The organism is Saccharothrix sp. CCNWYY140 (assembly GCF_037401995.1).
Taxonomy (GTDB): Bacteria; Actinomycetota; Actinomycetes; order Mycobacteriales; family Pseudonocardiaceae; genus Actinosynnema.
On the sequence record NZ_JBBEGC010000008.1, the window covers coordinates 128,763 to 152,273 of the forward strand.

General features: G+C 70.3%; 24 protein-coding genes. 14 read left to right on the forward strand and 10 right to left on the reverse strand.

Features of this window, described 5'->3' with window-relative positions:
* Window positions 1–36 precede the first annotated feature (36 nt).
* On the forward strand, window positions 37–321 hold the full coding sequence (locus tag WBN91_RS07485) for a YciI family protein (RefSeq protein WP_337724710.1): 285 nt from the start codon (window positions 37–39) through the stop codon (window positions 319–321).
* 20 nt (window positions 322–341) lie between these two features.
* Here the strand turns inward: WBN91_RS07485 and WBN91_RS07490 are convergent, their stop codons facing one another.
* Both WBN91_RS07490 and WBN91_RS07495 read right to left on the reverse strand, forming a co-directional pair.
* A complete protein-coding gene (locus WBN91_RS07490; RefSeq protein WP_337724709.1) occupies window positions 342–1,226 on the reverse strand; it encodes an SDR family oxidoreductase in 885 nt (294 codons plus the stop codon).
* An 82-nt stretch (window positions 1,227–1,308) separates the two neighbouring features.
* On the reverse strand, window positions 1,309–2,238 hold the full coding sequence (locus WBN91_RS07495) for an aldo/keto reductase (protein WP_337724708.1): 930 nt from the start codon (window positions 2,236–2,238) through the stop codon (window positions 1,309–1,311).
* 107 nt (window positions 2,239–2,345) lie between these two features.
* Between WBN91_RS07495 and WBN91_RS07500 the strand changes: the two genes are divergently transcribed.
* Window positions 2,346–3,173 carry an LLM class F420-dependent oxidoreductase gene (locus tag WBN91_RS07500; RefSeq protein ID WP_337724707.1) on the forward strand — a complete coding sequence of 276 codons (828 nt, stop codon included), beginning with the start codon at window positions 2,346–2,348 and terminating at the stop codon, window positions 3,171–3,173.
* A gap of 319 nt (window positions 3,174–3,492) precedes the next feature.
* Here WBN91_RS07500 and WBN91_RS07505 read toward each other — a convergent pair whose 3' ends face one another.
* Window positions 3,493–3,777 carry a DUF427 domain-containing protein gene (locus tag WBN91_RS07505; protein ID WP_337724706.1) on the reverse strand — a complete coding sequence of 95 codons (285 nt, stop codon included), beginning with the start codon at window positions 3,775–3,777 and terminating at the stop codon, window positions 3,493–3,495.
* A gap of 93 nt (window positions 3,778–3,870) precedes the next feature.
* Here WBN91_RS07505 and fbaA point away from each other — a divergent pair, with 93 nt between their 5' ends.
* On the forward strand, window positions 3,871–4,905 hold the full coding sequence (gene fbaA, locus WBN91_RS07510) for a class II fructose-bisphosphate aldolase (RefSeq protein ID WP_337724705.1): 1,035 nt from the start codon (window positions 3,871–3,873) through the stop codon (window positions 4,903–4,905).
* A 57-nt stretch (window positions 4,906–4,962) separates the two neighbouring features.
* Here the strand turns inward: fbaA and WBN91_RS07515 are convergent, their stop codons facing one another.
* Window positions 4,963–6,132, reverse strand: coding sequence for a serine hydrolase domain-containing protein (locus WBN91_RS07515; protein ID WP_337724704.1), 1,170 nt, complete (start codon window positions 6,130–6,132; stop codon window positions 4,963–4,965).
* A gap of 63 nt (window positions 6,133–6,195) precedes the next feature.
* The gene (locus tag WBN91_RS07520; RefSeq protein WP_337724703.1) at window positions 6,196–7,326 is read right to left on the reverse strand and encodes a hypothetical protein; all 1,131 of its coding nucleotides are present in this window, start codon (window positions 7,324–7,326) and stop codon (window positions 6,196–6,198) included.
* A gap of 289 nt (window positions 7,327–7,615) precedes the next feature.
* Between WBN91_RS07520 and WBN91_RS07525 the strand changes: the two genes are divergently transcribed.
* The 3 genes from WBN91_RS07525 to WBN91_RS07535 all read left to right on the forward strand — a co-directional run bounded on the left by WBN91_RS07525 (window position 7,616) and on the right by WBN91_RS07535 (window position 9,715).
* Window positions 7,616–8,023, forward strand: a complete 408-nt coding sequence (locus tag WBN91_RS07525; RefSeq protein ID WP_121224264.1) for a DUF3151 domain-containing protein — start codon at window positions 7,616–7,618, stop codon at window positions 8,021–8,023.
* Between the two features lie 253 nt (window positions 8,024–8,276).
* Window positions 8,277–8,660: a hypothetical protein gene (locus WBN91_RS07530; protein ID WP_337724702.1), complete on the forward strand. Its 384-nt coding sequence runs from the start codon at window positions 8,277–8,279 to the stop codon at window positions 8,658–8,660.
* Window positions 8,661–8,689: 29 nt separating this feature from the next.
* Complete coding sequence (locus tag WBN91_RS07535; protein WP_337724701.1) at window positions 8,690–9,715, forward strand: FUSC family protein; 1,026 nt, start codon at window positions 8,690–8,692, stop codon at window positions 9,713–9,715.
* A gap of 104 nt (window positions 9,716–9,819) precedes the next feature.
* On the opposite strand, the gene WBN91_RS07540 is transcribed toward WBN91_RS07535, so the two are convergent.
* The 3 genes from WBN91_RS07540 to WBN91_RS07550 all read right to left on the reverse strand — a co-directional run bounded on the left by WBN91_RS07540 (window position 9,820) and on the right by WBN91_RS07550 (window position 11,485).
* Entirely contained in the window at window positions 9,820–10,068 is a 249-nt protein-coding gene (locus tag WBN91_RS07540) for a hypothetical protein (RefSeq protein ID WP_337724700.1), read from the reverse strand.
* Window positions 10,068–10,706, reverse strand: a complete 639-nt coding sequence (locus WBN91_RS07545; RefSeq protein WP_337724699.1) for an HNH endonuclease family protein — start codon at window positions 10,704–10,706, stop codon at window positions 10,068–10,070. The genes WBN91_RS07540 and WBN91_RS07545 overlap by 1 nt, the downstream gene beginning before the upstream one ends.
* Before the next feature lie 107 nt (window positions 10,707–10,813).
* Window positions 10,814–11,485, reverse strand: a complete 672-nt coding sequence (locus WBN91_RS07550; RefSeq protein WP_443217674.1) for a hypothetical protein — start codon at window positions 11,483–11,485, stop codon at window positions 10,814–10,816.
* Window positions 11,486–11,565: 80 nt separating this feature from the next.
* Between WBN91_RS07550 and WBN91_RS07555 the strand changes: the two genes are divergently transcribed.
* Both WBN91_RS07555 and WBN91_RS07560 read left to right on the forward strand, forming a co-directional pair.
* Window positions 11,566–12,855 carry an adenylosuccinate synthase gene (locus tag WBN91_RS07555; protein ID WP_337724697.1) on the forward strand — a complete coding sequence of 430 codons (1,290 nt, stop codon included), beginning with the start codon at window positions 11,566–11,568 and terminating at the stop codon, window positions 12,853–12,855.
* Window positions 12,856–12,967: 112 nt separating this feature from the next.
* The gene (locus WBN91_RS07560) at window positions 12,968–14,104 is read left to right on the forward strand and encodes an LLM class flavin-dependent oxidoreductase (RefSeq protein ID WP_337724696.1); all 1,137 of its coding nucleotides are present in this window, start codon (window positions 12,968–12,970) and stop codon (window positions 14,102–14,104) included.
* Window positions 14,105–14,142: 38 nt separating this feature from the next.
* Here WBN91_RS07560 and WBN91_RS07565 read toward each other — a convergent pair whose 3' ends face one another.
* Both WBN91_RS07565 and WBN91_RS07570 read right to left on the reverse strand, forming a co-directional pair.
* Window positions 14,143–15,249 carry a glycerophosphodiester phosphodiesterase gene (locus WBN91_RS07565; RefSeq protein ID WP_443217675.1) on the reverse strand — a complete coding sequence of 369 codons (1,107 nt, stop codon included), beginning with the start codon at window positions 15,247–15,249 and terminating at the stop codon, window positions 14,143–14,145.
* A gap of 114 nt (window positions 15,250–15,363) precedes the next feature.
* On the reverse strand, window positions 15,364–16,917 hold the full coding sequence (locus WBN91_RS07570) for a Na+/H+ antiporter (protein ID WP_337724749.1): 1,554 nt from the start codon (window positions 16,915–16,917) through the stop codon (window positions 15,364–15,366).
* Between the two features lie 28 nt (window positions 16,918–16,945).
* On the opposite strand from WBN91_RS07570, the gene WBN91_RS07575 reads away from it, so the two are divergent.
* The 6 genes from WBN91_RS07575 (at window position 16,946) to WBN91_RS07600 (ending at window position 23,509) form a co-directional block, all read left to right on the forward strand.
* Window positions 16,946–17,206, forward strand: a complete 261-nt coding sequence (locus tag WBN91_RS07575) for a UBP-type zinc finger domain-containing protein (protein ID WP_337724695.1) — start codon at window positions 16,946–16,948, stop codon at window positions 17,204–17,206.
* A gap of 834 nt (window positions 17,207–18,040) precedes the next feature.
* Complete coding sequence (locus tag WBN91_RS07580) at window positions 18,041–20,041, forward strand: TRAP transporter permease (RefSeq protein ID WP_337724694.1); 2,001 nt, start codon at window positions 18,041–18,043, stop codon at window positions 20,039–20,041.
* The gene (locus WBN91_RS07585; protein ID WP_337724693.1) at window positions 20,034–21,014 is read left to right on the forward strand and encodes a TAXI family TRAP transporter solute-binding subunit; all 981 of its coding nucleotides are present in this window, start codon (window positions 20,034–20,036) and stop codon (window positions 21,012–21,014) included. The genes WBN91_RS07580 and WBN91_RS07585 overlap by 8 nt, the downstream gene beginning before the upstream one ends.
* A 28-nt stretch (window positions 21,015–21,042) precedes the next feature.
* Window positions 21,043–22,299, forward strand: coding sequence for a phosphoribosylamine--glycine ligase (gene purD / locus WBN91_RS07590; protein WP_337724692.1), 1,257 nt, complete (start codon window positions 21,043–21,045; stop codon window positions 22,297–22,299).
* A gap of 165 nt (window positions 22,300–22,464) precedes the next feature.
* Window positions 22,465–22,923, forward strand: a complete 459-nt coding sequence (locus WBN91_RS07595) for a hypothetical protein (protein ID WP_337724691.1) — start codon at window positions 22,465–22,467, stop codon at window positions 22,921–22,923.
* A gap of 4 nt (window positions 22,924–22,927) precedes the next feature.
* Window positions 22,928–23,509 carry a DUF3558 domain-containing protein gene (locus WBN91_RS07600; RefSeq protein WP_337724690.1) on the forward strand — a complete coding sequence of 194 codons (582 nt, stop codon included), beginning with the start codon at window positions 22,928–22,930 and terminating at the stop codon, window positions 23,507–23,509.
* The last annotated feature ends 2 nt before the right edge of the window (window positions 23,510–23,511 follow it).

The following is a 23,511-nucleotide window of genomic DNA, read 5'->3' on the forward strand; positions in this document are numbered from 1 at the left end:
CGGTGCCGGCGTTGACGTTCTTCGTGGAGGTGCGGGGTGGCTCGGTTCGCGGTCGAGTTGGTGTTCGGGGAGGATCAGGAGGCGCGATTGGCCGTCCGCCCGGCGCACCGGGAGTACCTGGGCACGCTGGTCGAGCAGGGCAAGCTGCTGGTCTCGGGCCCGTACGCGGACCAGTCGGGCGCGATCCTGGTCTACGAGGTCGAGGACGAGGCCGAGCTCAAGGAGGTGCTGGCGGCCGACCCGTACACGCCCGCCGGCGTGGTCGCCGAGACGCGCGTGCACGAGTGGCTGCCGTTGATGGGCACCTGGCTGAACGACTAGCGCTCCAGCGCCCGGCCCGGCTAGCGCTTCTTCGGCGCGCCCTGGGCCGGCTTGCGCGTGCCCGCCGCCTGACCACCGGGTCCGACCAGGCCGGACAGGTCGTTCGCGGCCATCTCCCGGTCGGCGGCGGGCACCTGGCGCGCGGCCTGCTGGTCCACCACCTTGGGCGTGAAGGCCCGGAAGATCTTCAGACCGCCGACCCAGCCTGGGACGTGGACCGCCTTGGCGCGCTTCTCGATGCCCCGGACCACCGCCTTGCCCACGTCGGAGACCGGGTACTTCTTGCCCGCCAAGCCCGGCATGCCGCTGCGCATCGGGCCGAAGACCGGGTGCTGGTCGGCGCTGTTCACCATGTCGGTGGAGATCCACGAGAAGTACGCGACGCCGACGTCCACGCCCAGGTGGCGGACCTCGGCGCGGAGGCTGTCGGCGAAGGCCTCGCAACCCGCCTTGGCGGCGGAGTAGGCGGCGTTGCCGGGGATGTGGACGATCGCCGCGAGCGACGACACGACCAGGCAGTAGCCCCGGCTGGCGATCAGGTGCGGCAGGGCCGTGCGGACGGTCCGCCACACGCCCAGCAGGTTGACCTCGATCACGCGCTCGAACGCGGCGGGGTCCATCGAGCGGATGAACCCGGTGGCGGCGATGCCGGCGTTGGCCACGACCACGTCGATGCCGCCGAAGTGCTCGACCACGCCGTTCACGGCGGTCTCCAGGGCCTGCCAGTCGGTGACGTCGGCCTCCCACGCCCGGCCGTCGCACTGCTCGGCGACCTGGCGGAGCTGGTCGCCCTCCAGGCCGACCAGCGCGACCCGGGCGCCCTTGGCGGCGAGCCGCCGGGCCACCTCCGCGCCGATGCCCCGAGCCGCGCCGGTGATCAGGACAACCTTGCCCGCAACGTCCACGGTGACCTCCTCGAACGGGTTCTCCGGAGGTCACCGTAACGCAACTTACCGCCAGTAAGCTACTGGAGAGTTAAGTGGATTCTCAGGCGCTCGCCGCCGTCAGCCGCTCGACCTCGTCGGCCTTCAGCTCCAGCTCCAGGGCCGGCAGGAGGTCGGCGAGCTGCTCGACGGTCCGGGCGCTGGCGATCGGCGCGGTCACCGTGGGCTGCGCCGCCAGCCAGGCCAGGGCCACCGCCGCCACGGTCGTGTCGTGGGCCGCCGCGACCTCGTCCAGGGCGGCCAGGACGCGCAGCCCGCGCTCGTCCAGGTACTTCGACGCGGCGGCGGCGCGGACGCTGTCCACCTCGACGCCCGGCCGGTACTTGCCGGTCAGGAAGCCCTTCGCCAGGCCCCAGTACGGCGCCGTCGCCAGACCCGCCGCCTCGACGGCCGCCGACAGCTCGCCCTCGTAGGACCGCTCGACCAGGTTGTAGTGCTGCTGGAGCGCCACGTACCGCGCCAGGCCCTCCCGCTCGGACAACTCCACCGCCGAGGTCAGCCGGTCGGCGGTGAAGTTCGACGCCGCGATGTGCCGGACCTTGCCGGCGCGGACCAGCGCGTCGAACGCGGCCAGCGTCTCCTCCTGCGGGGTGTCCGGGTCGTCCTGGTGGGCGTAGTAGAGGTCGATGTGGTCGACGCCGAGCCGGCGCAGCGAGGCCTCCGCCGCGGTCTTGATGGTGTCGGCCTTCAGGTCGTCCAAGCCGGTCAACATGCCGACCTTCGTCGCCACGACCACGGCGTCGCGGTTGCCGCGCGACTTCAGCCACCGGCCCACGACCGTCTCCGACTCGCCGCCGGAGTGGCCCGGCGCCCAGGCCGAGTACACGTCCGCGGTGTCCACGAAGTTGCCGCCGGCGGCCGTGTACGCGTCGAGCACCGCGAAGGACGCCTCCTCGTCCGCGGTCCACCCGAACACGTTGCCGCCGAGGGCGAGGCGGGACACGTCGAGGTCGCTGGTTCCCAAGTTCGTCATGCCGCGAACCTAGCCGGTCCCGTCCGGTCCACGGCGAATCTCACAGCGAGGACTAAATCGTGGGACGCGTCGGTTGTCCCTGGTCGGAATCTTCGAGAGGAGTCGAAATGACGGTGGAGCTGGGGCGCTACGGGGTCTGGAGCCACTACACCGGCTGGGAGGGCCGCGCCGAGGCCGCCGCCCGGCTCGAAGAACTGGGGTTCGGCACGTTGTGGCTGGGCGGGGCGCCGGACGGCGGCGTGCTCACCCTGGTGAAGGAGTTGCTGGGCGCGACCGACCGGCTCGTCGTCGCGACCGGCATCCTCAACGTCTGGACGACCTCGGCGGACGTGGTCAACACGAGCTACCGCGACCTGGCCTGGACCGACCGCTTCCTGGTCGGCGTGGGCGCGGGGCACCGGGAGATCAACGGTGAGGTGTACCACAGCCCGTACCAGAAACTGGTCCACTACCTCGACGAACTGGACGTCCCCCGCGACCGCCTGGCCCTGGCCGCCCTCGGCCCACGCGTCCTGCGCCTGGCCGCCGCCCGAACCAGCGTCGCCCACCCGTACCTGGTCACGCCGGAGTACACCGCACAGGCCCGCGAGACCATCGGCGAGGGGACCGTGCTGGCCCCCGAGCAGCACGTCGTGCTGGAAGAGGACCCGACCAGGGCCCGCGAGGAGGCCCGCCGAGGCCTGGCGCTGTACCTGGAGCTGGAGAACTACACCAACAACTGGCTCCGCACCGGCTTCACCGAAGACGACCTCCGCAACGGCGGCAGCGACCGCCTGGTAGACGCCCTGGTGGCGTGGGGCCCAGCCGACCGCATCGCCACCCGCCTCCGCGCCCACCTGGACGCCGGCGCGGACCACGTCTCGGTGCAGTTGTTCGGCGACAACAAGGACACCTCCCCGGCCTTCACCGACCTGGCCGCCGCCCTGGCCGGGTGATCCCGACCGGGTGAAATGTCGGCGCCCCCTGGGAGAATGATCCCCAGGGGGCGCTCAGCCGGAATTGTCGGTACCTCGTGGGACAATGGAAACCGGGGGCGCAGCCCGCCGCCTAGCGCCGCGAGGCAAGGCCCGCCGACCCCCGCAGAACCGAGAGGCGACGGCATCCGGCCTGCGGAAACTGCGAGCACACCTGCGGCCCTAGGAGCTGGGAACCGGAGCCCCGCGGAACCCGCCGGCCCGCGAGCCGTGGAACCCCGAGACCGAGCCCGTGGAGCCGAGCCCCTAGAGCCGTCGAGCCGAGCCCGTCGAGCCGCGGCTAGTCGGTCACCTCGACGCCCCGCCAGAAGGCGACGCGGCCCTTGATGCCGGCCGCCGCTTCCTTCGGTTCGGCGTAGTACCAGACCGCGTCCGGGTTGTCCTTGCCGTTCACGTGCAGGTTGTAGTAGTTCGCGGTGCCCTTCCACGGACACACCGAAGTGGTGTCCGATGGCCTGAGGTACTGGGCGTGCACCGACTCCAGGGGGAAGTAGTGGTTCCCCTCCACCATCTCCGTGTCGTCACTCTCGGCGATGATCTCGCCGTTCCACCGTGCGATCGCCATGACTCCACTATGCCGGTGATCGACTTCTCCCGTCGGGCCGTGGCCGTAGGATGCCCTCGACACCGCGTTCCGGGCACCCGAGGAGGACCACCGATGCCCATCGCAACCCCCGAGGTCTACGTCGAGATGCTTGATCGGGCCAAGGCGAACGAGTTCGCCTACCCCGCCATCAACGTCACCTCGTCCGAGACGCTCAACGCGGCGCTGCGCGGCTTCGCGGAGGCCGAAAGCGACGGGATCATCCAGGTCTCGACCGGCGGCGCCGAGTTCGCCTCGGGCACCAAGGTGAAGGACATGGTCACCGGCGCGGTGGCGCTCGCGGAGTTCGCGCACGTCGTCGCCGAGAAGTACCCGGTGAACATCGCGCTGCACACCGACCACTGCCCGAAGGACAAGCTGGACGGCTACGTCCGCCCGCTGGTCGCCATCAGCCAGGAGCGCGTCGACCGCGGCCTGAACCCGCTGTTCCAGTCCCACATGTGGGACGGCTCGGCGGTGCCGCTGGACGAGAACCTCAAGATCGCGACCGAGCTGCTCGACCTGGCGGCCAAGGCGAAGATCATCCTCGAGATCGAGGTGGGCGTCGTCGGCGGCGAGGAGGACGGCGTCGTCGCCGAGATCAACGAGAAGCTCTACACCACCCCCGAGGACTACCTGAAGACGGTGGACGCCCTCGGCGCCGGTGAGAAGGGCCGCTACCTGGTGGCGGCGACGTTCGGCAACGTGCACGGCGTGTACAAGCCGGGCAACGTGAAGCTGCGCCCGGAGATCCTCAAGCAGGGCCAGGAGGTCGTGGCCGAGAAGCTGGGCCTGCCGGCCGGCTCGAAGCCGTTCGACCTGGTCTTCCACGGCGGCTCGGGCTCGCTGCTGGAGGAGATCCACGAGGCGGTGTCCTACGGCGTCATCAAGATGAACATCGACACGGACACGCAGTACGCGTTCACCCGTCCGATCGTCGGGCACATGTTCGCCAACTACGACGGTGTCCTGAAGGTGGACGGCGAGGTGGGCAACAAGAAGGCCTACGACCCGCGTTCCTACCTGAAGGCCGCCGAGCAGGGCATGGCCGCCCGCATCGCGCAGGCGTGCGAGCACCTGAAGTCCTCCGGCCGCATGATCGCCGGCTGAGTCTTCCACCGCCGAACGGCCCCTCCAGACGCTGTCGGGAGGGGCCGTTCGCGCACGTCAGCGGCCGTACATGCGGCAGACGGCCGCGTTGACCACGTCCTCCTGCGCGGCTGCGGCCTCGGGGGCGTAGAGCTTGAACATCGTGGTGGCGAGCACGGTGACGGTCCGGGTGCCGGTCGCGTCCACGTAGTTGTGGCTGCGGTAGCCCGGGAAGCCGCCCGAGTGGCCCCACACCGTGCCGCACGGGGTGTTGATCTCCATCAGGCCCAGGCCGTAGCCGTCGCCGTTGCCCTGCGGCACGGCCTGCTTCATCTCGTCCAGCAGGTGCGCGGGCAGCAGGTCGCCGCCGAACAGGGCGCGCAGGAACTTCGGCCACTCCTGCGCCGTGGACACCAGGCCGCCGGCGGCCCACGCGGCGCTCAGGTCCATGCCCTCGGTGTTCACGTGGTCGTGCAGCTGGGGACCGGCGAAACCGTCGCCCACGGGCGTGCCGGGCGGCAGCAGCGGGCCCAGGTGCTCGGCGTCGGGCTCGTAGCCGTGGGCGTGCCGGCCGCGGAAGCCTTCGCCGTCGCTGAGGTAGGTGTGCGCCATACCGAGCGGCTCGATGATCCGCTGCCGGACCAGGTCGGCGTAGCTCTGGCCGGACACGGCTTCGAGGATGATCCCGAGCGAGATGTAGTTGGTGTTGCTGTAGTTCCAGCGCTCACCGGGCGCGAACAGCGGCGGGTGCTCGAACGCCACGGCCAGCAGGTCCCGCGGCGACCAGCGCTTCGACTCGCGTCCCAGCAGCAGGGGAGTCAGGCGCGGGTCGTTGAGGAAGTCGAAGAGGCCGCTGGTCTGGTTGAGCAGCATCCGGACGGTGATGCCGTCCGGGATCTGCGGCAGCCACCGGTTGGCGGGGTCGTCCAGGCCCAGGCGGCCTTCGTGCACCTGCTGGAGGACCAGTACGCCGGTGACGACCTTGGTGTTGGAGGCGAACTTGTACTCGTCGCCCAGGCGGAGCCGGTGGTCGCGGCGGGACCAGGTGTTCTGGCGGACCAGTTCGGTGGTGCGCCGGCCGTCGTCGACGCGCACCGCGACACCCGGTGCACCCGCGTCGACCAGGCGCTGTGCCGCGCCGTGGACGTCGGACTGCGCGGGTGCGGCGGTGGCGGTCGTCGTGACCAGGGTCAGCGCCAGCGCCGCGGCCAGGACTGCGGCCAGCGGGCGGCGGAAACGTCCACTCATGCGAGGAATCCCCCCAAGATCGGTGACACACCCGATCCTGGGGGGATTCCGACGCGCGCAGAATCAGGCAGCCACCCGGGACCGCAGTGGGGGCAGCCCCACCCCGATCTTGCGGGCCGCCGGCCCCGCGGCCGTCCACAGCACCGCGAGCAGCACGAACGTCACCGCGGCGGACCCGAACAGGATGGGCGGCGCGGCGTCGACCTGCTGCTGAGCCCAGATCCCGCCGTAGCCCAGGCCGGTCACCGCCGCCGCGCCGAGCACCGCCGCGACCGGCTCGGGCACGCGGCCCAGGTGCGCGGCGTCCACCGCGAAGCCGACCAGCACGAGGAACAGCGGCACCGCCGACAGCGGGAAGTCCATGCCGGCCAGCAGCGGCCAGATCAGGCACCGGTAGGCGACGTACCCGGCGGCCACGGCCGTCGCGGCCCACCGGCGGCCGATGCTGCGGCGCGCCACGACCAGCACCAACGCGGCGGTGACCAAGCCCCACACCGGGTACACCCAGTCCGCGATGGGCAGCGAGAACTGTACGATCGACTCGCGGTCCACCGGCCGCCCGATCTGGTCGGCGGCGAACTGGAGCAGGATCGGCTCCGCGTACGGGTCGCCGCGGTCCCACGACGCGATCTCCAGCACCCCGTACTCCTGGTGCTGGTTGGGGAACCACATGTTCTCCAGGAAGAAGAACCACAGGGCGGTCAGCCCGAACAGGCGCCACCGGGACGGTTCGGCGTGCTGGGCGAACCCGCGCAGCGCGCCCGCGAGCATGATCGCCGTGCCCAGGTAGAGCAGGGCGTGCGAGCCGCTCCAGGAGGTGATGTCCAGGCCGTTGATCCGGTGGTTGATCAGGTCGATCGGCAGGGCGATCAGGAAGATCCCGGTGCCCCACTGCATCAGGCGCAGCGCGGTCTTGTCGGCGCCGTAGCCGGTGTAGGTGTGGAAGATCGTCAGGCCGACCACGATCACCGTGCCCACGGTGTTGATCATGTGCGGCGGGGCCAGCTCGTCGCGCAGCCACTTGAAGTGCCAGGCGACGTCCCAGGACGACCCGATGAGTTTGAGCAGCAGTCCCAGCAGCCAGAGCCGGTAGAGACCGGCGGCCAGCGCCGGAGGGGTCCGGCGACCCGGCTCGCCCCGCTCCCAGTACTGGTCGCGGAACCGCGCGACGCGTTCGACAACCCCCGTTTTCACCCGAACATGATGCGTCTCAGGTGGACGGTCGGGAAGCCGGGTCCACCCTGGTCTTTACCGATTTGTCCCCTAAGGGGTGGTGGCGACCAGCACTTTCGGGGTGACGTTGATGCGAACGGGTGACCGCCGTTGATCTGGTCGGACCAACGCGGGACAGTGCGTGCCTGAGAGATCGCTGAGAGCCCGAGGAGTGGTGGGATGGGCAAGAAGGTCGTCGCCGGGGTCGTCGTGTCGGCGCTCGTGCTGGCACTGGTCGCTGCCGTGGCCCGCGTATTCCTATCCTGAGCGCATGGAGAACCTGCTCGGTCCCGACCCGACGCTGCTGCCCGACCGACCGGAGGCGCAGGCCGCCGCCGAGGCGGGCACCGACCCGGCCAAGATCGTCCGCGCCTACCCCGACTTCAGCGAGGCGTGGGCACTGCTCGCCGAACGGGCGTTGCAGACCGGCGACCCCATCGCGGGCTACGCCTTCGCCCGCACCGGCTACCACCGCGGCCTGGACCAGCTGCGCCGCGCCGGCTGGAAGGGCTTCGGCCCGGTCCCGTGGTCGCACCGCGCCAACCAGGGCTTCCTGCGGGCGCTGGCGGCGCTGGCGCGTGCGGCCGACGAGATCGGCGAGACGGAGGAGTACGAGCGCTGCAAGAAGTTCCTGGCCGACAGCGACCCGGCCGCCCCGGCCGCCCTCGGCCTGTCCTGACGACGGGCCGAACGCGTGGAGGACTCCCGCGCGGGTGACCCCAACGACCACGCCACCGACGATCACGCCGCCAACGATCACCCAGCGAACGATCGTTCTCCTGACGATCGTTCCGCCGACGATCGTTCACGGGCTGACCGGACCGCTCACGATGGCACCGTCGGCGCTCGTGCCGCGAACGATCACCCCGCGAACGATCGTTCCGCACACGATAGTTCGCGAGGCGACCAGACCGTTCGCGAGGGCACTGTTGGTGATCGCGCTGCAAACGATCGCGCTGCAAACGATCGTGCCGCGAGTGATCGTGCGGCGAGTGATCGTGCGGCGAGTGATCGTGCGGCGAGTGATCGCGGCGCGAACGGTCGTGCGGCGGGCGATCGTGCCGCAAACGATCGTGCGGCGGGCGATCGGTCCGCTGGTGCTGGCGTGGCTGCCGGCGGTGGCTCGGCCGGCGGTGGTGGTGCTGCGGCTGCTGCCGGCGGCGGTGGTGGCTCGGCCGGCGGTGTGGCTGGTGCCGCGGCTGCTGCCGGCGGCGGTGGTAGCTCGGCTGGCGGTGCGGCTGGTGCTGCGGCTGCTGCCGGCGGGGCGGCTGGTGCCGGTGGCGGGCGGGTGCGGGTGGAGTTGGTTCGGCGGTTGAAGCGGTGGCAGGGGACTGCCTTGCCGATCGTGCAGGCTGCGTTGGCCGCCGGGCTCTCCTGGTTCGTCGCGACTTCCGTGGTCGGGCACGCGCACCCCTTCTTCGCGCCCATCGCCGCGGTCGTGTGCCTGGGTGTGTCGCTCGGGCAGCGGCTGCGGCGGGTCGTGGAGTTGGTCGTGGGCGTGTCGGTCGGGGTCGGCGTCGGTGACGTCCTGATCTCCGTGATCGGCTCCGGCCCGTGGCAGATCGCGCTGGTCGTGGCCCTGGCCATGTCCACCGCCGTGCTGCTCGACGGCGGCGCGGTGATCGCGTTGCAGTCCGGGTCGTCGGCGGTGCTGGTGGCCACGCTCCTGCCGCCCAGCGCCGGCGGCGGCCTGGACCGCATGGTGGACGCCCTGGTCGGCGGCCTGGTCGGGTTGGCGGTGGCGGCGCTGCTGCCGGCCAACCCGCTGACCGTCGCCCACCGGCAGTCGAAGGCCGTCTTCGGCGAACTGGCGACGGCGTTGCGCGGGGTCGCGGACGCCGTGGCCGACGGGGACGCCGTCCAAGCCGCCGGGGTGCTCGCCCGGCTCCGCGGCAGCCAGGACGCGGTGGACGACTTCCGGACCGCCCTCCAGACCGGCGGCGAGATCGCGACCATCGCCCCGATCCGCTGGCGCAGCCGAGGCGACCTGGCGCGCTACACAGCGGTGGCCGCACCGGTGGACTACGCGCTGCGCAACACCAGGGTCCTGGCGAGAAGGGCGCTGGCCGCCTTGCGGGACAACGAGAAGATGCCCGCGGTGCTGCCGGACGTCCTGCGCCAGTACGCCTCCGCCGTGGAGGTGCTGAGGGCCGAGTTGGCGCGCGGCGAGGAACCCCGGCGGGCACGCGCGGCGGTGCGCGACGCGGCGGCCGTGGCGACGGCGCGGCAGTTGGGCGGGGAGGGGTTCTCCACCAAGGTGGTGCTGGCGCAGGTCCGGTCGGTGGCCGTGGACCTGTTGCAGGCGACCGGGTTGACCCGGGCGGAGGCGGCGGAGTCCTTGCCCCCGCTCACCCGCAAGACCGAAAGCTGACCCCGGAACCGACCCGCGGAAGCGACCCGCGGAAGCGACCTGCGAGAGGCGATGACGGCCCGAGAAGGTGCCGGGAATCCGAATGGTTTCCCGGCACCTCGTCCTCAGCCCAACGGGCGGTTCAGGACGCCCAGCAGGACTTGGTGGATCGCCGCGTGGTCGCGTTGGTCGGCCACGCGGCAGGAAGCGCCGGTGATGGCGTACCACTCGTCTGCGCCTTCATAGCGGACCTTGGCGCGCACCACCCCGTTCGCAAAGGTGGTGCGCAATTCCAACTCGCCGGTGATGACGCCGACCTCGTCGGTCATCACACCGCCCGGTCCCGCCACGAAAGGGGACGAGTAGTCGGCCATCAGCACCTTCCGAGCATCGATTGCAACGCGGTCTTCTCGGCGGAGTTCACCTTGAGGCCCCACCGGTACTTGGTGTGTACCCACATCTTCGCGTACGTGCACCAGTACGACGTCAGCGGCGGCTTCCACAGGGCCGGGTCCTGGTCGCCCTTGGACTGGTTGACGTTGTCGGTCACCGCGATCAGCTGCGGGCCGGACAGGTCGTTGGCGAAGGACTGCCGGCGGGACGTGGTCCACGACGACGCGCCCGACCGCCACGCCTCCGCCAGCGGCACGATGTGGTCGATGTCCACGTCGGACGCGACGGTCCAGGTGGCGCCGTCGTAGGGGCTGTACCAGCGGCCCGAGACGGCGGCGCAGCTCGAGTCCGTCACGACCGACGAGCCGTCGCGCTTGAGGACCGTCTCGCGGGTGTTGCAGGTGCCCGAGATGGTGGTCCAGTGCGGGAACAGGTCGCGTGAGTAGCCGGTCGTGGAGCCCTCGGACGCGACGGTCAGCGCCGCCAGTTCGGCGGAGGCGGTGGCGGCGCTGGGGATGTCGGGCGGAGTGGCCTGGGCGGGGGCGGTCAGGCCGAGGGTGAGTGCACCAGCCAGGAGCAGGGGGATCGAGAATCGCGCGGCTTTGTTGACCGTTGACATAATTCCGACCTTCCTAGTTGGAAGCTGTCGGAATTACCTTGGGCTAATTATCCGGCCGTCACAATGCCTTCGAGTGACACCCTTGTGGCTTAAGGGAAAACCCTTTGTTACTGCACTCCGCGCACGAGACGAAGATCCTCCGTGTGGCGGTACCAGGTCCACTTGTTCATCGGGCGCGGGTGGGCGATCCCGTCGAGGTTCACCTGCACGGGCAGGCACCCGAGTTGGAAAGCCCGACTCGGCGTCGTGACGACCTTCTTGGTGAAGAGGCGCTTGTGGGTCACGTGCACCACGAGCCCGAGTTCGTTGTCCGGCGTGACCTCGATCCGGCTCGCCTGACCGCGCAGCACGACGGTGTCGTCGGCGTAGCCCACGCCCCGCACCGGTCCCAGCGAGCCGAGGCCGACCAGGACGCCGCCGACGTCGTCCCGGACGAGTGACACGCGATCGGCGTCACCCGACAGCGCCAGGTCCAGTGCGCGGCCCGGGTCGGTCGGCAGGTGCCACAGCCGGGCCACCCCGGAGGACGGCGAGACCGGGACGTACCCCACCGGCACCTCGGCCAGCCGCTCGGTGCGCAGCAGGCGCAGGACGACCGCGTTGAGGTCCGCGTCCGTCCCGTGGACGATGAGACGTCGGTCACCCAATTCGGCCAGAACCGGGTCCACCTCGGCCTTTCCGGGGCGCGCACCCACGTGTCGCACCTCGAAACGGTCACCGTCAGTGATCATTGGCGACTGCGAGTTTCCGCAGGCCAACACGATTCCGCGCACGTTCATCTCCTGGTCTACCCTCAACCACCGGCAAGTGACGGCTGGTCCGTCACGCTCTTGACCCGTCGAACCGCTTGGAGTTTCACATGCCGGCCGTAGTGCTGATCGGCGCCCAGTGGGGCGATGAGGGCAAGGGCAAGGCGACCGACCTGCTCGGCGAACGGGTCCAGTGGGTCGTCCGCTACCAGGGTGGCAACAACGCCGGTCACACCGTCGTGCTGCCCGACGGCAAGAAGTTCGCCCTGCACCTGATCCCCTCCGGCATCCTCACGCCGGGTGTGACCAGCGTCATCGGCAACGGCGTCGTGGTGGACCCCGGCGTGCTGCTGGAGGAGCTGGACGGCCTGGAGCGCCAGGGCGTCGACACCTCGCGCCTGCTGGTCTCCGCCGACGCGCACCTGATCATGCCCTACCACGTGGCCATCGATAAGGTCACCGAGCGGTACCTGGGCAAGGCCAAGATCGGCACCACCGGCCGCGGCATCGGCCCGTGCTACCAGGACAAGATCGCCCGCGTCGGCGTGCGCGCGCAGGACCTGCTGGACGAGAAGATCCTGCGGCAGAAGGTCGAGGCCGCCCTGGACTTCAAGAACCAGGTGCTGGTCAAGGTCTACAACCGCAAGGCGCTGGACCCCGAGCAGGTCGTGGACGCGGTGCTGGAGCACGGCGCGAAGTTCACCGACCGCATCGCCGACACCCGCCTGCTGCTCAACAACGCGCTGGAGCGCGGCGAGACGGTGCTGCTGGAGGGCTCGCAGGGCACCCTGCTCGACGTCGACCACGGCACCTACCCGTTCGTCACGTCGTCCAACCCGACCTCGGGCGGCGCCAGCGCGGGCTCGGGCATCGGCCCGACTCGGATCACCACCGTGATCGGCATCCTCAAGGCCTACACCACCCGCGTGGGCTCGGGTCCGTTCCCGACCGAGCTGAACGACGAGATGGGCGAGCACCTGCGCAAGACCGGCGGCGAGTTCGGCGTCACCACCGGCCGTTCGCGGCGCACCGGCTGGTTCGACGCCGTGATCGCCCGCTACGCCTCGCGCGTCAACGGCATCACCGACTACTTCCTGACCAAGCTGGACGTGCTGTCCGGCCTGGACAAGGTGCCGGTGTGCGTGGGCTACACGATCGACGGCGAGCGCGTCGACGAGATGCCGATGACGCAGACCGACGTGCACCACGCCGTGCCGGTGTACGAGGAGCTGCCGGGCTGGTTCGAGGACATCAGCCACTGCCGCACGTTCGAGGAGCTGCCCGCCAACGCCCGCGCCTACGTCGAGCACCTGGAGTCCATCTCCGGCGCCCGCATCTCGGCGATCGGCGTGGGACCGGGCCGCGACCAGACGATCGTGCGCCACGACATGCTCGCCTGACCTGGTCTGATCGCTCGCAGACAGAACGTTTGTCAGCATTCGGGAGTCGTTGACGCCTCCCGGTGGGACGCCGAAAACTCGGGTTTTCCGTTGTCTCGCCGGGAGGTTCGTCGTGTCGGTGGTCCTGCACTGGTTCCTGCCCACGTCCGGCGACGGCCGGACCGTCGTCGAGCGCTTCCACGCCAACAAGACCCAGGGCGGACCGGCGCCCCGGGACGCGGAGATCGACTACCTGGAGCAGGTCGCGGTGGCGGCCGAGCGCAACGGGTTCGAGGGCGTGCTCACGCCGACCGGCACGTGGTGCGAGGACGCCTGGCTCACCACGGCCGCGCTGCTCTCCCGCACCCGGCGGCTGAAGTTCCTGGTGGCGTTCCGGCCGGGCCTGGTCTCGCCGACGCTGGCCGCGCAGATGGCCGCCACCTACCAGCGGATCTCCGGCGGCCGGCTGCTGCTCAACGTCGTCACCGGCGGGGACGCGGTGGAGCAGCAGCGGTTCGGCGACTGGCTCGACCACGACCAGCGGTACGCGCGCACCGACGAGTTCCTGCACGTGGTGCGGGCGGTGTGGTCGGGGACGCCGGTCGACTTCCACGGCGAGCACTACGAGGTCGTCGGCGCGACGGTCCTCGCCGCGCCCGACCCGGTGCCGCCGATCTACTTCGGCGGGTCGTCGGAGGCGGCGCTGCCGGTCGCGGCGCGGCGGGCGGACGTGTACCTGACGTGGGGCGAGCCGCCGGCGCAGGTCGCGGAGAAGATCGGGCGGGTGCGGGAACTCGCCGGCGACCGGCCGATCAGGTTCGGCATCCGGCTGCACACCATCACGCGGGACACGTCGGCGGAGGCGTGGCGCGAGGCCGAGAAGCTGTGGGAGGCGCTGGACCCCGGGCAGGTGGCGCGGGCGCAGGCGCAGTTGCGGGAGAGCCAGTCCGTGGGGCAGCAGCGGATGCTGGCCCTGCACGGTGGCGACCTGTCGAAGGGGGTGCGCGGGCTGGAAGTGCACCCCGGGCTGTGGGCCGGGATCGGGTTGGTGCGCGGCGGGGCGGGGACGGCGCTGGTGGGCAGCCACGCCGAGGTGGCCGACCTGGTCGAGGAGTACCACTCGGTGGGGGTGGACGAGTTCGTGCTGTCCGGGTACCCGCACCTGGAAGAGGCCTACTGGTTCGGCGAGGGGGTTCGGCCGGAACTGGAACGGCGCGGCCTGCTCGGGGGTGCCGAGCGGGCCGCGCCGGTGCTCACGTCCGCCGGCTGAGCCGCGTCACCGCGGGTGGGCCGGCTTCAGGCTGGGGCTCAGCGGGAGGCGCGGGCTTCCAGGGCGGTGTCCGGGTGGTCGGAGAACACGCCGTCCAGGCCGGTGGCGTAGAACTTCGCGTACTCCTCGAACGCGCGGCCGTAGGCGGCCGGGTCGGTCGAGGTGCGGAAGTCGGCCGGCTGGAACGAGTTCTCGTTGCGGAACGTCCACGAGTGCACGACCAGGCCGCGGGTGTGGGCGTCGCGGACCAGCGTGGTCGGGGCCTGGAGGTAACCGGCGGCGTTGCGCGGGATGATCAGGCCCTTGTTGACGCCGACGCCGTTGGCGTAGGTGCGGATCTCGCGCAGGCCGTCGGGCGTGACCAGGTCGCGGTAGGTGCGCTTGTCACCGGCCTTGACGAAGTCGTAGGGCGCGCCGGAGGCGTCGATGAGCTGCACCAGCGGGACGCGCAGCTTCTTGCGCAGCTCCTTGAGGTTGGCCACCTCGAAGGACTGCACGTACACCTTGGCGTTCGGGCGGTTGAGGCCGTTGCGGGTGAGCACCTCGACCAGCTTGGGCTCCAGGGCGAGCTTGATCTCCTGGAAGTAGGTGGGGTGCTTGGTCTCCGGGTAGATGCCGATGTCGCGGTGCAGCTCGCGGGACAGCCGGCGGGAGAGGTCGATGACCTCCTGGAGCGTGGGCACCTCGTAGCGGCCGTCGTAGAGGGTGTTGCGCGGGCGGATCTCCGGGATGCGCTCCTTGGCGCGCAGCGTCTTCAGCTCGGCGAGCGTGAAGTCCTCGGTGAACCAGCCGGTGAGCGGCGTGCCGTCGACGACCTTGGTGGTCTTGCGGCCCGCGAACTCCGTGCGGGTGGCGACGTCGGTCGTGCCGCCGATCTCGTTCTCGTGCCGGGCGACCAGCTGACCGTCCTTCGTGGACACCAGGTCGGGCTCGATGTAGTCCGCGCCCATGCGCGCCGCCAGCTCGTAGGCCGCCAGCGTGTGTTCGGGGCGGTAGCCCGACGCGCCGCGGTGGCCGATCACGATCGGCCCCTTGGCCTGGTGTGCGCCGGCCGGGTCGTCCTGCGCGGATGCCGACGACACGGTCACCGCCCCGGCCACCGCGAGCGCCGCGAGCGCCACCCCGACGATCCTCGTCCGCACCATCGACGACCTCCTCGTTCGCGAACCAGTCGCGGCGCAGCCTCGTTGCGCACCGCGACCTCCCGGTCACCGTAGGGTGAAGGGCGGGCGTCGTCACGGTGAATGCGTGGTGGTCGACTACTCACGGGATATGGCCGCTTCCTCCAAGTCCAACTCGCGCAGGACCCGGAACAGCACCTCGTCGTCGATCCGCCCCTCGTCCCGCGCCTCGATGAACACCTGCCGCTCGGCCTCCAGCATGGTCCGGCGCAGCCGCCGGTAGGACGCGGCGGGGCTCTCCTCCTCCTGGCGGCCCAGCCGCTCCCAGGCCGCGTTGCCGCGGTGCTCCGCCATCACGCGCAGGCGTTCGACGACGTGGTCGGGCGTCCGGTCGCCCTCACCGATCAGCTCGTCCAGGCGCTGCACGGCGGCCTCGGCGGCGGCGTGCTGCACCTGCGCCTCGGCCAGGGCGTCCTCGCGTTCCTCGTCACCGTGGAAGCCCAACTTCCGGATGACCCACGGCAGGGTGAGCCCTTGGAGGAGCAGCGTGCCGACCGTGACGACGAACGCACAGAACACGATCACGTCCCGGCCCGGGAGGTCGAGCGGCAGAGCGGACGCGGCGGCCAACGAGACGACACCGCGCATCCCGGCCCAGGACAGCACGGTGATGCCCCGCCAGCCCGGCGCTTTCTCCCGCTCCCGGATGCGCTTGGACAGGAAGCGCGGGATGTAGGCGGCCGGGTACATCCACACGAACCGGACGAGGATGGTCGCCACGAGGATCACGGCGGCGGCCACGATCAGCGAGGAGGTGACGTCCACGTCCCCCACGGTGGTCTTGAGCTGGAGGCCGATGAGCGCGAAGACGAACGATTCGAGCAGCACGTCCACCGACCGCCACACAGCCGTGTCCTGGAGGCGCGTGTAGTACGAGCTGCGCGGCGCGTAGTGGCCGATGTAGAGCCCCGCGACCACGACCGCGAGCACACCCGAGGAGCCGAGCTCTTCAGCGAACAGGTACGCCCCGAAGGGCACCAACATGCCCAACGAGCTCTCCATCACACCGTCGTCCAGCCGAGTCCGAACCCACCGGACCCCCATCCCGATGGCCAACCCGATCACCACACCGCCACCCGCACCGATCACGAACGTCCGCAACCCGTCGACCCAGGTAGCGGTGACCCCGAGCGTGGCCGCCACCGCCACCTTGTAGACGGTCAGCGCGGTCGCGTCGTTGATCAGGCTCTCCCCGGTGAGCAACGTCATCGTCCGCCGAGGCAGGTTCAACCGCCGCCCGATCGCCACCGCCGCCACCGCATCCGGCGGCGCGACCACCGCCCCGAGGACCAGCGCGGCGGGGATGGACAACTCGGGCAACACCAGGTGCGCAACCCAGCCCACACCGATCGTCGTAGCGATCACCAACCCGACAGCCAGCAGCCCGATCGGCCGCAGATTGGCCCGGATGTTGTGGTACGAGCTGTCCAACGCCGCCGAGTACAACAGCGGAGGCAGGACCAGCACGAGGACCAGCTCGGGCTCCAACGCGAACTCCGGCAACCCCGGTATGAAGGACACCAACAGCCCGACAGCAACCAGGACAAGCGGCGCAGGCCACCCAAGCCGCTTGGCCCCGGCCGCGACCAGCAGCGCGCCGACGAGGAGGAGCAGGAGTTCCGGTCCGTGCATGGCGCAATCTTGCGTGATGATGGCCGCCATGACCTGTCCTCACCTAGCCACCCTGCCCGAAACGGTGTCACCGGAGACCACCGAGGGCTGCGCGGACTGCCTGGCAACAGGCGAACACAACTGGGCCCACCTACGCCTGTGCCTGAGCTGCGGCCACGTGGCGTGCTGCGACTCCAGCCCCCGCCGCCACGCAACGGCCCACTTCCACGAGTCCCGCCACCCGGTGATGAAGTCCTTCGAGCCCGGTGAAGACTGGCGCTGGTGCTATGAGGACGGCCGAGTGGTCTAGTCGGATACGGACGATCGGTCCTCAGCTTTCACCCGAACCAAAAACGCAACACCGAAGCAAAACCCCGCGCCCGCCGCAAAACCACAGCTTTCAACACGCCCACAGCACCTTCCCGCCGCGCGCAGCGCGGTTCTTCGCGCGCGCAGCGCGCGGTAGGTGTTACCTACAAGTGGAGGGCCTCGGTTCCCCCACCGTATGGCCTGCCCGAAGGGCTACCACAGATTTCCCGGGGTGCAGCCGAAAAGTTTTGCGAGGAACGAGCAAAAGTTTTTAGCGGCACCCCGGGAAATCTGTGGTTGGCTTTGCCAGGTCATGCGGTGGGGGGACCGACGCCCTTCACCCCCCATCGGTGGTCTCCCTGCTAGCTTTTGATCTTGAGAGCGCGAAGCGCGCAGCTTGAGAGCGCGGAGCGCGTCGCCTGGGCAGCGAAGCGCTGGGTTTTCAAGCGAAAAGCGAAAGCGCCTCGCCGGCGGGCAGGCCGCCAAGGATGGACACAACTACAAGGGCGGGGGCTTCTTGCTTGTGTCATCCCCGTATGGCCTGGCGGAGCCAACCACATTTTCCGGGGGTTGCCGCTAAAACTTTTTGCTCGTTCCTCGCAAAAACTTTCGGCTGCAACCCCCGGAAAATGTGGTAGCCCTTCGGGCAGGCCATACGGGGATGACACAAGCAAGAAGCCCAGGCAGAGGCGTGCCGCGCGGCAGCCCAGCGAAGGGCGAAGCGTGCCGTTGGGTGGGTGGTTGGGAGGCGTGAAGGGCTGGTGAAGGTCTTTACAGTCCCTTTAGATGGTGGGTCTATGGCTGTGAGAGCGACCACAAGTAGCTTCTGTGGCGCATGATCCGTGCGCGACACGAAGGAGTGCGCGTGTCGACGAAGCCACAGGCTGATGTCGCCGAGCTGATCGCCGAGTACGACGAGGAACGGCCGTCCCGGTCGTTGTCCCGGCGGTGGGAGCTGGGTATCTGGGTTGCCGGGTTGTTGGTGGCCCTGTTGGTGCTCAAGCAGGTGTTCTGGCCGTTCGCCAAGGGCGGGCAGTACTACCTGGTGATCTTCCTCGCGGTCACCCTGCCGTTGGTGTTCCTCTGCTACCGACCCCGCAAGGGTGGGGCCGAGGATCCCGGGCCGGTGGACTGGACGTTGGCCGTGTTGGCGTTCGCGGTCGGGGCCTACCCGTTGTTCGGGGGGTTCGACGCGTTCCTCGACCGGCAGGGGCAGTTGACCGACCTGGACGTGATCGCCGGGTCGATCCTGCTGCTCCTGATCCTGGAGGCGTGTCGGCGGACCACCGGGTGGGTGTTGCCGCTCGTCTGCGTCGGGTTCATCGCGTTCGCCTACTACGGCGGGTACCTGCCGCCGTCCTGGGCGATCGCGCACGCCGGTGTGGACTTCGCGCAGATCATCAACGGGTTCTACAACGACGCCACCGGGTTCTACGGGACGCCGTTGGACGTCGCCGCCACCTACATCGTGCTGTTCACGATCTACGGGGCCGTGCTCAACGCGTCCGGGGCCGGGACGTTCTTCGTGGACATCAGCTTCTCGGCGTTCCGGAAGTCGCGGACCGCGCCGGGGCGGACCGCCGCGACCGCCGGGTTCCTGCTGGGCACCGTGTCCGGGTCGGGGACCGCGACCACCGTGTCGCTGGGTGCGGTGACCTGGCCGATGCTCAAGAAGGCCGGTTATCCCAAGGAGAGCGCGGGTGGGTTGCTCGCGGCCTCCGGGATCGGGGCGATCCTGTCGCCGCCCACGTTGGGCGCGGCGGCGTTCATCATCGCCGAGTACCTGGAGGCCTCGTACCTCCAGGTGCTGATCTGGGCGATCCTGCCGACGCTGCTGTACTACCTGGGCATCGCGCTGGCCGTCGAGATCGACGCGCGGCGGTTCGGGGCCAAGCCCGTGGACATCGACGCGCCCAGCCCGTGGGTGCTGCTCAAGCGCGGTGGGTACCACTTCCTGTCGCTCGGGGTGATCGTCGTCTTCCTGGCGCTGGACATCCCGGTCTACTCGGCCGTGGTGTACGCGTCCGGGGTCGCGGCTTTGTTCGCGTTGATCGCGCACAAGGGGGATGTCCGTGCCTGGGGGCGGACCATCCTCGACTCGCTGTCCACCGGGGTGCGCAGCGCGCTGCCCGTGGTGGCGGTGTGCGCGGCGGCCGGTGTGATCACCTCGACCATCACCAAGACCGGGCTGGGGCAGGAACTGGCCGGCATGCTGGTCGACATCGCCGGGCTGATCTCGTCCAACCCGTCGGTCGTGCTGTTCGTGACCGTGGTGCTCGCGGCGGTCGCGGTGAGCGTGCTCGGGCTCGCAGTGCCGGTGACCGCGTCCTTCATCATCTCGTGGGTCGTGATCAAGCCCGCGCTGGTGGACCTGGGCGTGGCCCCCGAAGAGACCGCGATGTTCATCTTCTACTACGCGGTGCTGTCCGAGGTCACGCCGCCGACCGCGTTGGCCGCGGTCGCCGCCGCCGCCATCACCGGCGGTGACGTGATGAAGACGATGTGGCGGACGTGGAAGTACACGCTGCCCGCGTTCCTCGTGCCGCTCGCGTTCGTGCTCACCGACGACGGCGCGGCCCTGCTGCTGCGCGCGCCGTTCGTGGACGTGCTGTGGGTCTTCGCCGCCTCCGCGCTGGGGGTCGCGGCCCTGGCCGTGGTCACCGGCGGGTGGCTGGTCCACCGCGCGCAGTGGCCCGAGCGGCTGCTGTGCGTTCCCGCCGCCATCGCCCTGCTCTACCTGCAACCGGTCACGATCGCCGTCGGCGTCGGGTTCCTCGTCGTCGCGGTGGCCGTGCACCTGCTCCTGCCGAAGATGCGAAAGGAACACCATGCGTAGCTGGAAGGTCCCCGTCGCGGTGCTCGCGGTGGCGCTCGTCGCCGCCGGGTGCGGTGGCAAGCGCGAGGCCACGGACACCGGCTCCAAGACCGCGGCGTGCGAGGCGGCCGACGGGCGGATCACCATCGCCACCGGCAACTCCGGCGGCGTGTACTACGTCGTCGGCGGCGGCCTGGCCAAGCTGATCAGCGACAACACCAAGCTCAAGGCCACCGCGGCCGAGACCGGCGCGTCGGTGCAGAACATCCAGCAGCTGGTCGCGGGCGACTACGACATGGCCTTCTCGCTGGCCGACACCGCCGCCGACGCGGTCAAGGGCAAGGGCGCGTTCGACGGCAAGCCGCAGAAGATCCAGGCCCTGACCCGCCTGTACCCGAACTACACCCAGGTGCTGGTGCGGGCGTCCAGCGGCATCAACTCGATCGCGGACATGAAGGGCAAGCGGATCTCCACCGGCTCGCCCAAGTCCGGCACCGAGGTCATCTCCAACCGCCTGTTCGCCGCCGCCGGCCTCGACGCGGAGAAGGACGTCCAGGCGCAGCGCCTCGACCTGGCCAAGACCGCGGACGGCATGAAGGACGGCAGCCTGGACGGCCTGATCTGGTCCGGCGGCCTGCCCACCGCGCAGATCACCGACATCACGACGTCGCTGAAGGACCAGGTCAAGTTCATCGACATCACCCCGCTGCTGCCCAAGCTGAAGGACGTCAACTCGGTCTACGACAAGGGCACCATCCCGGCCGCCACCTACGGGCAGTCCGCGGACATCCCGACCGTCGTCGTGCCCAACGTGCTGCTGGTGAAGGCCGACTTCCCGGACGCCAACGCGTGCGCCATCACCAAGCTCGTCTTCGAGAAGAAGGCGGACCTGGAGAAGGTCCACCCAGCGGCCAAGGACATCATCAAGGAGAAGGCCGCGATGACCGACCCGGTGCCGCTGCACGCCGGTTCCCTGGACGCGTTCGGCGGATGACCCGCTGCGTCATCTAGGCTGGCCCACCGTGCGTGTCCTGGTCATCGGGTCCGGCGCCCGTGAACATGCCCTTGTCCTCGCCTTGTCGCGCGACCCGGCGGTCGTCGCGCTGGCCTGCGCACCCGGCAACGCCGGGATCGCGGGCGCGGCCGAGACCTACGGTGTCGACGTGGGCGACCCGGCAGCGGTCGCCGCGCTGGCCAAGGAGTGGAACGCCGACCTGGTCGTGGTCGGGCCGGAGCAGCCCCTGGTGGCGGGCGCGGCGGACGCCGTGCGCGCCATCGGCATCCCCTGCTTCGGCCCGTCCGCCGCGGCGGCCCGCATCGAGGGCTCCAAGGCGTTCGCCAAGGACGTCATGCAGGCGGCCGGGGTGCCCACGGCCACGTCCGAGGTCGTGGACAACCCGGCCCGCCTGGACGCGGCCCTGACCCACTTCGGCCCCCGCTGGGTGGTCAAGGACGACGGCCTGGCGGCCGGCAAGGGCGTCGTCGTGACGTCCGACCGCGACACCGCCCGCGCCCACGCCATGACCCTCCTCGACCACGGCCACCCGGTGCTGCTGGAGTCCTTCCTGGACGGCCCCGAGGTGTCCCTGTTCTGCCTGACCGACGGCGTTTCCGTGGTCCCCCTGCTGCCCGCGCAGGACTTCAAGCGCGTCGGCGACAACGACTCCGGCCCCAACACCGGCGGCATGGGTGCCTACTCGCCACTGCCCTGGGCGTCACCCGATCTGGTGGACACGATCGTGTCGACGTGCGTGCAGCCCGTGGTCGACGAACTGGCACGCCGCGGCACCCCGTTCACCGGCCTGCTGTACGCGGGCCTGGCACTGACGTCCACGGGCCCGCAGGTCATCGAGTTCAACTGCCGCTTCGGCGACCCCGAGACCCAGGCCGTCCTGGCCCTCCTGCGCACCCCGCTGGCGGGCTTGTTCCTGGCGGCGTCCACCGGCCAACTGTCGTCCGTCGGCCCCCTCGAATGGGCCGACGGCTACGCGGTGACGGTCGTCCTGGCCGCCGAGGGCTACCCCGGCCGCCCGCGCACCGGGGACGTCGTCACCGGCGGCGAGGCGGAGGGCGTCCTGCACGCCGGCACCCGCCGCCGCGAAGACGGCGCGGTGGTCTCGACCGGCGGCCGAGTCCTGTCCGTCGTGGGCACCGGCGCCACCCTGGCCGACGCCCGCACAGACGCCTACCACCGAGTGGCCTCCGTCCACCTGACCGGCTCCCACCACCGCACCGACATCGCGCTGCGCGCGGCGAACAACGAGATCGAAGTCCCGTAACCCCCGTGCCGAGGCCCGCTCCCGGCTTGTCGGGGCGGGCTACTCGGCATGCCCACGATCGGGTCGGAACCGGACGGCGCTCGAGTTCGTCCAACCTCAGACCCGGCTCACGCGCACGTTGGTAGCCTGCGAACCGGGACCGATCCGTTACCGACCGTACGGGGGATGGACGTCGTGGAGGAGAACGGCCTACTGGGAGCCGTCGCCGGGGTGGGCGGAGCCATCGGGCGAGCGGTCGGCGACATGTTCGCGGCGGAGAAGCACCTGAACGACACCCTGGCGAACTCCCCGGGTCCGGGCGCCAAGTTCGAGGTGAAGAAGGACACGGTCCTCCAAGCCGCCAAGGTGATCCAAGCGCAGATGGAGAGCTTGGACACCTCCTACGGGCGCGCGATCCGCAGCCTCCGCATCGACGTGGGCGGCCTGGACGAGGTCAACGCGGACATCGCCGAGGCCTGGAACGACCGGCTGATCGACCACCCCGAGTCCTACGGCGTGCGGATCGAGCAGTACGTCCAGAGCCTCACCGAGCTGGTCGAGAAGCTGCGCGGCGCGGCGACCCAGTACGGGTTCACGGAGGAAGAGATCAACTCGGCGTTGGGGGCTGCTGGTGCGCCTCGCTAAATGGGTGGCCGTCGTCGGTGCGGCTGCTTTCACCCTGGTCGGCTGCACCACCGGTCAGGCGGGCAACCCCACCCCGGAAACGGGCTCGACCGGCGCGTCGAAGACCACCACGGCGACCTCCGCCGCCTCCGACCGGCCCAAGGCGGTCAAGCTCGACGGCCTCGACCCGTGCAAGGCCCTGACCGCGGACGACCAGAAGCAACTGGGCACCGCTGCGGTCAACGCCGAGCCCTCGGAGCTGATCCCGGGCGTCGCCTCCAAGGCGTGCTCCTACGTCACCGCCGCCGGGGTCACTCCCCGCTACACCTACACGGTGGATCTGGTCACCGGTAAGGGTTACGACCACTGGAAGGGCGGCGGCAACCAGGACGTCGCCCCGACCGAGGTCTCGGGTTTCCCGGCGAAGCAGGTGACCTTCAAGGGCACCACGAACTTCGAGTGCTCGGTGGCCGTCGACGTGGCGGACGGCCAGCACCTGTTCGTCCAGTTCCGGCCCGTGGGGCGGGACACCGCCCAGGACCAGTTGTGCCGGAACGCCAACAAGGGCGCTGAACTGGCGCTCGCGACCTTGCAGACCTTGAAGTGAGG